This is a genomic window from Edaphobacter sp. 12200R-103, assembly GCF_010093025.1.
Classification (GTDB): Bacteria; Acidobacteriota; Terriglobia; order Terriglobales; family Acidobacteriaceae; genus Edaphobacter.
This window is the reverse complement of record NZ_CP048114.1, coordinates 2,407,599-2,419,523: the sequence shown is the minus strand read 5'-3', so window position 1 is coordinate 2,419,523 and position 11,925 is coordinate 2,407,599. Positions and strand designations below refer to the sequence as shown.

Annotated in this window: 10 protein-coding genes; 3 read left to right on the top strand and 7 right to left on the bottom strand. The window is 59.7% G+C overall.

Translation table 11 applies throughout. The features are described 5' to 3' along the window. Nucleotides 1-64 precede the first annotated feature (64 nt). Genes rlmD through nadC form a run of 4 tightly spaced genes read right to left on the bottom strand, consistent with a single transcriptional unit; the run spans nt 65 to nt 3,840 of the window. Nucleotides 65-1,360: a 23S rRNA (uracil(1939)-C(5))-methyltransferase RlmD gene (rlmD, locus tag GWR55_RS10100; RefSeq protein WP_162402158.1), complete on the bottom strand. Its 1,296-nt coding sequence runs from the start codon at nt 1,358-1,360 to the stop codon at nt 65-67. A gap of 15 nt (nt 1,361-1,375) precedes the next feature. Continuing rightward, a complete protein-coding gene (locus GWR55_RS10095) occupies nt 1,376-2,095 on the bottom strand; it encodes a hypothetical protein (protein ID WP_162402157.1) in 720 nt (239 codons plus the stop codon). 60 nt (nt 2,096-2,155) lie between these two features. Further along, entirely contained in the window at nt 2,156-2,956 is an 801-nt protein-coding gene (locus GWR55_RS10090; RefSeq protein WP_238398321.1) for a biotin--[acetyl-CoA-carboxylase] ligase, read from the bottom strand. Between the two features lie 2 nt (nt 2,957-2,958). Beyond that, nucleotides 2,959-3,840, bottom strand: coding sequence for a carboxylating nicotinate-nucleotide diphosphorylase (gene nadC, locus GWR55_RS10085; protein ID WP_162402156.1), 882 nt, complete (start codon nt 3,838-3,840; stop codon nt 2,959-2,961). Between the two features lie 80 nt (nt 3,841-3,920). Here nadC and GWR55_RS10080 point away from each other — a divergent pair, with 80 nt between their 5' ends. Next, nucleotides 3,921-4,334, top strand: a complete 414-nt coding sequence (locus GWR55_RS10080; RefSeq protein WP_238398319.1) for a hypothetical protein — start codon at nt 3,921-3,923, stop codon at nt 4,332-4,334. A 277-nt stretch (nt 4,335-4,611) separates the two neighbouring features. On the opposite strand, the gene GWR55_RS10075 is transcribed toward GWR55_RS10080, so the two are convergent. Further along, nucleotides 4,612-7,392, bottom strand: a complete 2,781-nt coding sequence (locus tag GWR55_RS10075) for a valine--tRNA ligase (RefSeq protein ID WP_162402155.1) — start codon at nt 7,390-7,392, stop codon at nt 4,612-4,614. Between the two features lie 108 nt (nt 7,393-7,500). On the opposite strand from GWR55_RS10075, the gene GWR55_RS10070 reads away from it, so the two are divergent. Continuing rightward, nucleotides 7,501-8,043: a hypothetical protein gene (locus GWR55_RS10070; RefSeq protein WP_162402154.1), complete on the top strand. Its 543-nt coding sequence runs from the start codon at nt 7,501-7,503 to the stop codon at nt 8,041-8,043. A gap of 450 nt (nt 8,044-8,493) precedes the next feature. Then, the gene (locus GWR55_RS10065; RefSeq protein ID WP_162402153.1) at nt 8,494-9,012 is read left to right on the top strand and encodes a hypothetical protein; all 519 of its coding nucleotides are present in this window, start codon (nt 8,494-8,496) and stop codon (nt 9,010-9,012) included. A gap of 261 nt (nt 9,013-9,273) precedes the next feature. Here the strand turns inward: GWR55_RS10065 and bamD are convergent, their stop codons facing one another. Both bamD and rpe read right to left on the bottom strand, forming a co-directional pair. Continuing rightward, nucleotides 9,274-11,067, bottom strand: coding sequence for an outer membrane protein assembly factor BamD (gene bamD / locus GWR55_RS10060; RefSeq protein WP_162402152.1), 1,794 nt, complete (start codon nt 11,065-11,067; stop codon nt 9,274-9,276). A 58-nt stretch (nt 11,068-11,125) separates the two neighbouring features. Continuing rightward, the gene (rpe, locus tag GWR55_RS10055; protein WP_162402151.1) at nt 11,126-11,812 is read right to left on the bottom strand and encodes a ribulose-phosphate 3-epimerase; all 687 of its coding nucleotides are present in this window, start codon (nt 11,810-11,812) and stop codon (nt 11,126-11,128) included. Between the last annotated feature and the right edge of the window lie 113 nt (nt 11,813-11,925).

The window sequence follows — 11,925 nt, the reverse complement described above, 5'->3', positions numbered from 1 at the left end:
CGTCTGTGGCCCGGTCTTTCTCTGCGTGGCCCCTCAGAACTTCGCTCCCGTACTTACTCGCGCATCAACGCCCGAGAACCGCAACCGTCTCCTGGTGAAAGGTCTGCGGAAACATGTCGACCAGATGCAGCTGGTTTACCTTGTAGCCGGAGTCTACCATCATGCGCAGGTCGCGTCCGAGCGTCACAGGATCGCACGAGATGTACACCAGTTCCGGAGCCTTCACGCGGGCAAGCAGGCTGCATACCTCCGCCCCAACGCCTGCGCGCGGCGGATCCATCACAATCAGCTCGGGGCGGTCGCGCTCCAGCGCAGCCTGTCGCAGAAAATCTGCCGTGGTCGCAGCGGCAGCTCTCTTTCCCGGTCCGCGAAGGTTTGCTTCCAGGCTGCCCTTCTGAGCCTCCACCGCAACGACCTCGTCGAAGTTTCTGGCGAGCACCCGCGAAAACAGGCCCACGCCCGCATAAAGATCCCACGCCAGTCTGCCGCCTCGCCCTTCAGTCGCCAGCCGTACCAGTTGCGTGACCAGAGATCGATTGACCTGGAAGAAGTTTCCCCGGCCCACCCAGTAGCTCTCTTCGTCCACTTTGTAAGAAAGACCCTCCGCACCCCACTCTGCTCCTGTTTTGGTGCGCTGCGCCTTGCGCGTACCGGTTGAGCCTTGCAGTATTTGCACTCCTGCTCCAGCCAGTTCCGGCGTTTTCTCCTGGACGGCTGCGCACAACGCCTCGAAGTTCTTCGCAGGCTGTGCTGCGACAATTAGAGTTATCTGGAGCTTCCGCTCATTGCCGGTCGCGAAGAACTCCACCTCCCGAATTGCCGTAGCCCATTGCGGAAACGCATCCAGACATTCCAGCAGCGCCTGCGCCGCGCGCCACAGCACAGGCGCGGCGATCGGGCACATCTCGATCGGCAGAAACTCCCCCGAGTTACGCCTGACGTATCCCGCCCGCAGTCGGCTATCCACCCTGTCTACGCGCAACCGTATGCGATTTCTGTACTCCCACGGCTGAGCGGAGCAGGTCTCTATCTCCGGCAGATCATGCAGTCCTGCTCGCTTGAGCGTCTCCTTCAGAATGCCGCGCTTCAGTTCAAGCTGTGCTTCATAAGCAGCGTGCTGATACTGGCACCCACCACACACGCCAAAGTGAATGCATCGAGCCTCAATTCGATTTGGCGAAGCCGTCAGAATCTGTGTGAGGGTGGCTTCTGTAATGCCGCCTCTGCTCCCGCCCATCTCCGCCTCAACCACTTCGCCGGGCAGCGTAAACGGCACAAAGACAGTCTCGGCTCCGGTTGCATTCTCCCGCCGGGCCAATCCTGCTCCGCTGTAAACGACCTTCTCAATTGAAAGCTTCATCAAACTCACAGCAATCTAACCCAGCGACATGTAGAACAGGCTCAGCCGCGGCAGCTTTCGTGCCTCCAATAACTTCTTCTGCAGAAACTGCTGCTGCACCTGCTTGATCTGTACGGCCTGCATCTTTCCACGATAGGGAGCCAGCTCCCGCGTAGCTTGTTCCCGCAGTGCGGTAAGCTCACTCTCGTCCGCCGCTGTCAGCAATGCAGCAAAGATCTTCTCTTCCAAAACCGTCAGCGTCTGGTCAAGCGCCTCCAGCCGCATCGAGGGGTCCACACGCAGGCCCGCAGCCAGCGAGCGCAACCGTGCTGCAGTCTCGCCCACCACAACGTCGGCTGGCGCATTCACCTTTGCCGCCTCCAGCGCGCCTGCATTCTGCTCCAGGTAGTTTGCGATGCGCTCATTCTCAAAGCCGCTGTCCGCTGTCGTTTCCTTCGCGCCGTCAGGCGAAGCTCCAATCGCCGCCTCCATCGCCTGCTCGACCGCCTCCATCACGCTCTGCGCACACCACGCCAATCCATTAACCTTGCGGAGACGGCCTGCGGAACGGCGAGCACGCTCGTCGTATCTATCAAAGGCGTTGTCGATTCCACGAAGCACAGCTTCCAGCGGAATCCCCGCCTCGCGCCATGTCTCAATCAGCGCCCAATCCAGCGTAGACAGCATCAGCAGCGACCCACGCCGCTGCTGGAACCGCTCCTCGATCTCCGTAAAGTAATTGAAGTAATTCAGCATCTACTTTTTCCTGCGGCAGTCATGGCTGTCCTTGTCGCAAATCATCGTTTGAGGCTATGGCTAAACGAGTTCTCTCACGCCGCCCGAGAGTACGGTCCTGCGCACTCCATCGTCGTCGTCAACCTGCAGGAACCCGCGTGCATCCAGGCCGGAGGTTACTCCCTCATATCCTCCGCCCTCTTCCACACGGACGCGCTTTCCCTTCACCCAGCTTGAAGCCGCGGCAAACCTCTCCGGCAGGCCGCTGCCTCCATCCGTCTCCAGCAGATCCAGCTGTCTCTCCAGAGAGAGAAGCAGGCTCGCCAGCAAAGACTCGCGCCGTACACGTTCTCCCCCCGCAAGATAGAGCGATGTCGCAAGCTTTGAGATCTCTTCAGGAAACGATCGATGGTTCAGGTTGATTCCAATCCCGATCACCGCATAACGCAGCACCGGATCTCCCTGTTGAGTTCCCGGCGAGATTGCCGTCTCCACCAGAATCCCGCCAAACTTCTTCCCATTCGCCAGAAGATCGTTCGGCCAACGAATATCCGCATTCACTCCTGTTGTCTTCGCTACAGCCTCTTTCACCGCAAGCCCCGTGGCCAGCGAGATCCATAGCGCCAGCTTCAGCGACAGCGTCGGAGTAACCAGCGCGCTCACATAAAGGCCATCTCCTGCTATGGAGTGCCAGCTATGCCCGCCACGGCCACGACCAGCCGTCTGCTCATCGGCGACCCAAACCCCTGTTTTGGCCCCCGTCTGCGCGGCCTCAAGCGCAAGCGTGTTGGTCGAGCCGACAGACTCCAGATGCACCATATGTCCGGCAAACTGTGTTCCTGCAATCCCCGCCTCGACCTCGGCGATGTCGAACTTCGCCACGACTAGTAGACGTCCGCCGTAATGCGCATACTCAGATCGACCGCAATGGCAGAGTGCGTCAGCGCGCCGACCGAGACAAAATCCACTCCCGCCAGCGCATACTGGCGAACCGTCTTCAGGCTCATATTCCCCGACGATTCAATCGTGGTCTCCGGCAGGGCCGCGCGAATCTTTTTGACAGCCTTTTTGGTCTGCGCCGGAGTCATGTTGTCCAGCAGGATCGACGGTGCGCCTCCTGCGATGGCCTGCTCCAGTTCCACATCATTGCGGACCTCAACCTGAACGACCTGGCCCTTGCGGCCCTTCATCGCCTTTTCCAGCACCACCGGCAGCCCACCGCCCAGCGAGATGTGATTGTTCTTGATCAGAATCCCGTCCTGCAGGTCCAGCCGATGATTCACGCCACCGCCACAGCACACGGCGTACTTGTCCAGAGCACGCAGTCCCGGAATCGTCTTGCGGGTATCCAGAACCTTCGTCTTCGTCTTTGCCAATATGCCTACAAACTCATGCGTTAGCGTCGCAATGCCGCACATCCTCTGCATCAGGTTAAGAATCACCCGTTCGGTCGAAAGCAGCGCTGCTGCATTATGCCGGATCACCGCGAGCGGCTGGCCTGCCTTCACCTGCACGCCATCGAAGATCTCCGGATGGCTCACTACCTCAAACCGTCCCCCCGGCGTGCGGCTCATCTTGCCAAAGATATCCAGGATGACCGGGATCGCGCCCAGGCCTGAGACCGTACAGGCCTGCTTGGCGAGAATTGTTCCCGTGGCCCGCAGCTTCGGGTCAATCGTTAATGCCGTCGTGACGTCGCGATCTACTTTGTCTTCGGCCAGTGCTGCCTCAAGGATGGTGCGTATCCGCTTGCTCTTCCAGTCCATTCTGTAATCCTAAACCTCTCAGATGCATCTCACTGCCAGGAGATTGGATGCCCGTTCCTATGCCAATGCCACTTTCTGTAATGCCACTTTCTCTACAATTCGCCTTCCTCTTTATCCTTGGGCTGCCCGTCGCCTGCGTCGCCTGGACCGTGACTCACGAAGAGGTCTTCCGGGAGCCTCGCGAGTGGTGCCGTGATCGGAGTCAGCGATGCCAATCCCTTGTCCGAAGAAAGTTCTTCTACCTCTTCACCTGCGAGTACTGCTTCAGCCACTACGTCGCCGCGTTCTTCCTGCTCGTCACCGGCTTTCAGCTGCTCTACAACGGCTGGCGAGGCTACCTGATCGCCTGGTTCGCCCTCGTATGGGTGGCAAATGTGTACATGAGCTTCTTCAATCGCCTTCGCCTCGACATCAAGCACGAGAACGTAGCCATCGCAGTCGAGCAGACCAAGGTAGAAGATCAGCCGTCCGCCACCTCGATGCGCAAGCCTTAACTGCATCGAAACTCACGCGGGAATCGCTCTTCTGCACGCAAAAGGTGTCATCCTGAGCGAAGCGCAGCGGAGTCCAAGGATCTGCGGTCTGCCCAGTCATCACACCAGGCTTTCGCCAAGGCGAAATCTTATGAGCCGTCATTCTGAGCCGCAGGCGAAGAATCCCTGTATTTGGCCAGTACTGTCTACACTGCGTCGGGTACGACATATTAATTTCGTCGCAACACGAAAATTTGCGGTTTGTCTCAAAATCTCAAGCCGCCGTCCAACCCAGATCCTAAGCAACCGGCAGAGCATCCATCGCCGCCTTCGCCTTTTCGTGGAGCATCTTCGTCTCGGCCGCCTGCTTCCTCAGCCCTTCGACGATATGCGCCGGAGCCTTCGCCATAAATGCCTCATTGCCCAACTGCCTCTCCGCTGCAGTCAGCCCCTTTTCGAGCTTGGCCAGCTCCTTCGTCAGCCGCTCGCGCTCTGCCTCCACATCGATCTGACGCTCATAGATCACTGCCACGTCAAAGCTCGCCGTTGCACGCGCATTGCTGCCTGACAGCGTCTCCTCGGCAAACTCCACATCCGATACCCGAGCCATCTTCGCCAGCATGTCGCGATTCCCATCTACCAGCGCGACTACGCGATTCTCCGCATGCAGCCGGACCGGAGCGGCCTCCTTCTCCGGAACCCCAAGTTCCTTCCTGAGCGCCCGCACCGTCGTAATCAGATCCTGCAGCGTAGCCATCGCGGTGACAGAGGCCTCATCCGCTGCAAAGTCCTTCGACTGCGGGTACCGCGTCAGCGCAATCGACTTCGCCGGAGCCTTGCCCTCATACAGCGCATGCCACAGCTCTTCCGTCAGGAACGGCATAAACGGACTCAGCAGACGAAGTGCAGCCTCAAACACCGCCACCAGCGAAGCCAGCGTGAGCGCCGTCGTTGCATTCTTCTCGACACCATCCCCGAACTCCAGCCGCAGCTTCACCAGTTCCAGGTACCAGTCGCAGAACTCGCCCCAGAAGAACTGGTACACCGCCGCCGCCGCCTCGTCGAAACGGTAATCCGTCAGCGAACGCTCCACCTCCGCGCTCACGGCATGCAGCCTGCCGAAGATCCACCGTGTCTCGAGCGGCGTATCCTCCGGAAGCTCCGGTACAGCGCCGCTCGCCAGCATCGAAACCTTGTAGCCAGCCTCGCGCGCACGATCCATCTGCATAAACAGGAACCGCGCCGCATTCCAGATCTTGTTGGCAAACGCACGATACCCCTCCGTGCGCGACTCACTAAATGCAATATCTGTGCCAGGCGAAGCCATACTCGCCAGCGTAAACCTCACCGCGTCCGTGCCATACTTCGTCACAATCTCGATCGGATCGATGACGTTGCCCTTGGTCTTCGACATCTTCTGCCGGTCCGCATCGCGAACCAGAGCATGGATGTACACCTCGCGGAAGGGCACCGCATCCTTCAGCGTGCGCTTCGACCCGTCCGGCATCGGCACATCCAGCATGAAGTGGCACCCCAGCATGATCATCCTCGCCACCCAGAAGAACAGGATGTCGAAGCCCGTCACCAGCAGCTCCGTCGGGTAGAACTCCGCCAGGTCCGCCGTCAGTCCGTTCGAGCCCTCCGCCCCCGGCCACCCAAACGCGGTGAAGGGAAGCAGTCCACTCGAGAACCACGTATCCAGAACATCCGTCTCCTGCGTCAGATCTTCCGAACCGCACTTGCTGCACGCACGAGGCGTCTCGCGAGCTACCACGATCTCCCCGCACTTCCCGCAGTGCCACGCCGGAATCCTGTGTCCCCACCACAGCTGCCGCGAGATGCACCAGTCGTGGATGTTCTTCATCCACTCGTCATACGTCTTCCTGTACTGATCCGGAGTAAACCGGATATATCCCTTGTCTACCGCCTCAATCGCCTTGTCGGCCAGCGGCTGTATCTTCAGGAACCACTGCTGCGAAAGCCGCGGCTCGATCACTACTCCCGTCCTCTGGCTCAGCCCGATCGAAAGCGTATGGTCCTTCACCTCTACCAGCAGCCCGCTCTCGCGCAGGTCTTCGACCATCTTTTCGCGAGCCGCATACCGCTCCATCCCGTCATACGGCGAGCCCGGCAGCGCCACATGCGCCGTCTCATCCAGAATCGAAAGGTTCGGCAGCCCATGCCGCTGCCCGATGGCAAAGTCATTCGGGTCATGAGCCGGAGTCACCTTCACCGCACCCGTACCAAACTCTGGCTTAGCCCAGTCATCCGCCAGGATCGGAATCTCGCGCTCCGGCCCATCATTCACGCCGCTCAGCGGCAGCCTTACCATCTTCCCAATCAGCGCCGTATAGCGTTCGTCCGTCGGATTCACCGCAACCGCAACGTCGCCCAGCATCGTCTCCGGCCGCGTCGTCGCCACCACGATCGATCCCGTCCCGTCCGCCAGTGGATAGCGGATGTGGTAGATCTTGCCTACCCGCTCCTCGTGCTCCACTTCGAGATCGCTCACCGCCGTCTGGATCGCCGGGTCCCAGTTCACAATGTAGGCACCGCGATAGATCAGCCCCTGCTCCCACAGCCGCACGAAGCACTCTTTGACCGCCACGCTCAGCCGGTCGTCCATCGTAAAGTACTCGCGGCTCCAGTCCACGCTGGCGCCCAGCCGTTTCATCTGGTCCAGAATGGCGCCGCCGTAGACGCCCTTCCACTCCCACACGCGGTCCACAAAGGCCTCGCGCCCCAGCGCGCGCCGGTTCGTTCCCTCGCTCGCAAGCTGCCGCTCCACCATCATCTGGGTCGCAATTCCGGCGTGGTCCGTTCCCGGAACCCAGACCGCGGTCTCCCCGCACATCCTGTGCCATCGCGTCAGGATGTCCATCTCGGTCTGGTTCAGCATGTGGCCCATGTGCAGCCGGCCCGTCACATTCGGCGGTGGCAACAACATGGTGAACTTCTTACGGCTCTCGTCCGTATCCTCTGGGGTAGCAACGTCGAACAGGTGCTCTTCTACCCAGTACTTAGCCCAGCGCTCTTCAATAACGGACGGATCGTATGCTTTCGGTAATTCGTGGCTCATGTTTTTCTTTAAGGGTAGCACCCGTTTCGGGCGCCTCTAAGACCCATCCCGGTTTATCCGGCAGCCGACGCCTTTCCGGCGTACACTAGCCCTTCTAGGACATCCTGCATGCACAGACAGACTGGCAGAACCCTCCTCTCAGCCCTTCTCGCCCTCTCCCTCACGCTGCCTGCCTTTGCCCGGCGTTCTCATGGGAGCAATGACCGCGCCAGCTTCGGCTCCGACATCACCATCGCCGAAGGCGAGACCGTTGGGGATGTGGCCTGCGCCTTCTGCTCCGTTCACATCCACGGCGACGTAACCGGCGACGTCGCCGTGGCCTTTGGTTCCGTCACCGTCGATCCCGGCCGCACCATCTCCGGCGACACCGCCATCCTCAAGGGTGACCTCTACCTGGGAGAGGGCTCCACGGTACATGGCGATCTCGCCATGATGGCCGGCTCCGACCACCTCGCCGACGGAGCCACCATTAATGGCTCACGCGCCATCATTCCGGAACCCATCGGAACACTGATACTCCTGGCCCCCCTGTTGACCCTCATCGGAATCATCTGGCTGATCGTCTATTTGGTGCGCCGGAACCGTTATCGTTTTCCCGCCTATCCGCAGGGAAGAGGCATTCATCCGCCTCCTCCACCACCCGCGCGGTAGGACGGTCCACTTACTAGGTAAACGCGATACATGACTGACCATGAAAGTTCTCGAGTTCGCGGTGGCGATCGTCGGAGGAGCCATTCTAGGCGGTTCAGCAATTCACTTAGGATATCGTCTGGGTCAAACGCGTTGGGGACGCCGTAAGTTCGAAGCTATCCAAACGTTATTCTCTTACATCTTCAAGTAGCTGAAGTATCGTTTAGTGTTCGGCGAAAATCTCGTCATTCTGAGCAAGCGAAGAATCCCTGTATTTCGCCCGAAGTGCCACCGCGGTCCGCGGGACCAAGAGAATGCTGAACCAGACAACACCGCCTTTCCCCCAAAACAACTCACACCAATAAATCCCCTCGGCAGGGGAACTCCTCTCCGCAAACCTGCGTATCTCCTTCGAGCCGTCCGCGCCGGCAGATACGTCCTGCCGTTAGACCACACTCCGGAGAAGAGTGCATGCTGATCCGCCGAATCCGCCTCCTTGGGCTCGTCCTTTCCGTCCTCCTCTCAACAATTGGGGCGCAGGCTCAGAATCATCCACACTCACGGACCTACTTCAATCAGGACATCTTCGTCGCCCAGGGTCAGCAGATCCAGAACGCCACCTGCGTCTTCTGCTCCGTTCAGGTGGAAGGGGATGTTACGGGGCGCGTCTTTGTCCTCTTCGGCAATCTCAACGTCAGCGGTCGCGTGCGCGGGCCGGCCACAGTCATTGGTGGCAATGCCGTTATCGATTCGCTGGCGCAGATTGGCGGTAACGCCCTCGTGGTCGGCGGCAACGCGGTCTATGAGGCTGAAGAATCCATCGCCGGCAACGCCTGGGTCATCGGAGGTCATCTCTCGCCGCTATCGCATCGCGTACGGTCCCATCGCCGGTTCTCTTTCAGTCCGATGTTGTTCTCGGCCGCCACGGTCATCATCTTTCTTCTGCTTGCAGTGCTGTTTCTGCCGCGAAACCGGCCCAATCCAGCCTGATATACGCCCGGAGACGCATGGTTTTCCTCGAACAGGCGCACGGAACCAACCCGAAAATGTCATCCTGAGCGAAGCCTCTCGCCTCCCTATCGCGAGAGGCGAAGTCGAAGGATCTGCGGTTCGCCCCACCACATGTCAGCCTTCACGCTGGTTGAGCCGTCATTCTGAGCGATGCGAAGAATCCCTGTATTTCGCTCGCAGCGCCAATGGCACTTCAGGACAAAACACAGGGATTCTCAACAACTCTCGAATGAAAACGCCTTAGAAGGGATTCAGCTTCTTCAGACCCTTCTTCTTCTTGTGTGTGCTCGACGACTCTTCATCGTTGTCGAACGCCGGTTTCGGAGCCTTCTTGCCATTCGCCGGCTGCACCGCCTGACCCTTGGGCTGGGCGTTAGGGTTGACGTCGTTCACAGCATCCGGAGCCTCTGCAGGCTTCTCGATCGGAGGTGGCGTCGCCGTGTTTGTCGGTCCCACCGCCTTCAGACCGCCATTCGCATCGTTATTGTTCTGCGCAGGCGCCTGCCCATTCGCTCCCGGGGTCAGAACCTCGACCCCCATCGAATTAGCCCCGCCACTCGGAGCCGTCGTCGCCGGTTGCGCCGTATTTGCCGGAACATTGGTCATTGTGGCGTCGCCGTTACTTCCTCCACCCGAGGATGGAATGTCCTGAAGCTGCAGTGGCGCCGCAGGCTTAGCCGGTGCGGCAGGTGTCGATGGTGCAGGTGTTGCCTCAGGGGTCGCTGCCTCCGTCGTTGGAGTTCCCGCTGAAGGAGCTTTCTCCGCCGAAGCCGGATTCAAGGCCTCCTTATAGTCCTCCTGAATCTGTCGGACGACGGTCGGGGCGAGTGTCGGCTTCGGGTCGGTAAGCGGAGGATCGCCTGCGTGGGCAGCCAGTACAGTATCCGGTCGGCGCAGGATCATCAGCTTCGCACGGTCCTGCAGACGATATTGTCCACGGCTGTTCTCCAGCGCTGCGCTCGCTGCCGCCTCCTCTGGAGTCGGCGTGGGAATGGGCACATTCATCGCTGCCAGGCGATCTCTCGCGTCTTCAACGTGAGCAGATGCCGAGTGCTCCAGCGCAACCTTCTTATAGGCTGCCACGGCCCGGTCGGTATAGATCTTCGAGAGCCGGGCCTTCGCTCCCTCAGGAAGCTGAGGTTGCGAACGAACGATCCTGGCTTCGGACGCATACGCATCCCCCAGGGCGACCAGTACATCGTCCATGCGGCTGAACTGCGGATAGGTATCGGCTACCGTCTGGTACCGCGCAATCGTCGCCGGCCAGTTTTCATGTGTTGCATAGAATCCCGCAATCTCCGCCTCGCGCGTCGCCAGAACCTCCTGGACCTCCCGCAGTCGCTGCTTCGCCTGCGGGACCAGTGGAGAATCCGGGAACTGCTGCAGCATCAGTCGGTATTCATCCTGTGCGTGCAATGCCTTCGTGTAGTCGCGGTCCGGCTTGTCCATCTGGCGGAAGTAGATGTCGCCAACGCGCATCTGCGCTTCGGCGGCCTCAGGAGCGTTCGGGAAGAAGGTAATAAAGTCCTTGTACTCCTGTTCGGCCTGCATCAGCGCAGCCGTTCCACCCTCGCGATACCAGCTGTCAGCAATCGCCAGCTTGGCCTTCATCTGATACTGAGAATCGGGATAGGTATTCAGCAGCGTCTGCAGATCCAGCCGCGCTACGTCGAAGTGGCCCTTCTTGGTGGCATGCAGAGCCTTGTCGTAGAGCTGGCGGTCGGGAAGCTTCGCGTCTGCCTCTGTGATCGCGTCGTTCTTCTTCTCGTCGCGCATCCGCTTGACGGTGTCCTTCGACTGAACGACCTTGTCTTCCTTTTCCTTCTTATCTTTCTTCCTGCCCCTCTTGCTGGAAGACTCAGGCGCAGCCTGCAGGGTCGCGTCCGCCTGCGGTTGGGCCGTGGCGTCAGTCGTCGTCTGGGGAGCAGCGTTGTCCTGTGCGTGGCTCGCTACAGGCATCGCCATCATGGCAACGGCAACCCCTGCCAGCATCGCAGCCCGAAGACTCGGAAAGAAAGAAGAACGATGATTCATCAGCCGTAAACCTCACATCCGCCTCGCACTCCCGCAGGTGCCCAGGCTTCGCTTTATTCTAGCCTTTCCCGGCAGCCTTGTCTGGTGCCGCGGCGCGGGCAAGTTTCAGGAGTTTTCTGGCATTTTGTTCGGTCTTGCCCTTGCTGAAGACCGCAGACCCGGCCACCAGCATCTCCGCTCCTGCTTTGACGACCGAGGCGACCGTATCGGGAGCGATTCCCCCGTCTACTTCAATCCTGAAGTTCAGGCCCATCTCCTTGCGCAGTGCGGCCAGATAGGCGATCTTCTCCACGGTAAACGGAATAAACTTCTGCCCCCCGAAACCCGGGTTCACGCTCATCACCAGGACATAGTGCACCATGGGCAGCACCTCGATCAGCGTATCCACCGGGGTTGCCGGATTGATCACTACCCCCGGCAACATTCCATGGTCCGAGATCAACTGCAGTGTCCTGTGCAGGTGACGGCAGACCTCCTGGTGCACGCTCAGCAGGTCCGCTCCCGCCTCTGCAAACGCCGGAATGTACTCGTCCGGATTCTCGATCATCAGGTGGCAGTCCAGCGGAAGGTTCGTCACCGGACGCAGCGCCTCTACCATGGGAGGCCCAAATGTAATGTTCGGAACAAAGTGCCCGTCCATCACGTCCACGTGAACAATGCTTCCGCCGCCGCGCTCAGCCGCCTTCACCTCATCCGCCAGATGAGCAAAGTCCGAGGCCAGTATCGAAAATGCCAGCTCTATCAAAGGTGCGCTCCTTCTGTGAGTCTACCAATGAAAAGCCGTCATCCTGACCGCCGACGGCTTCGAAGGAGAAGGATGCCCTATCCCAGACTGTCCGAGGACTCGTCATTCTGAGC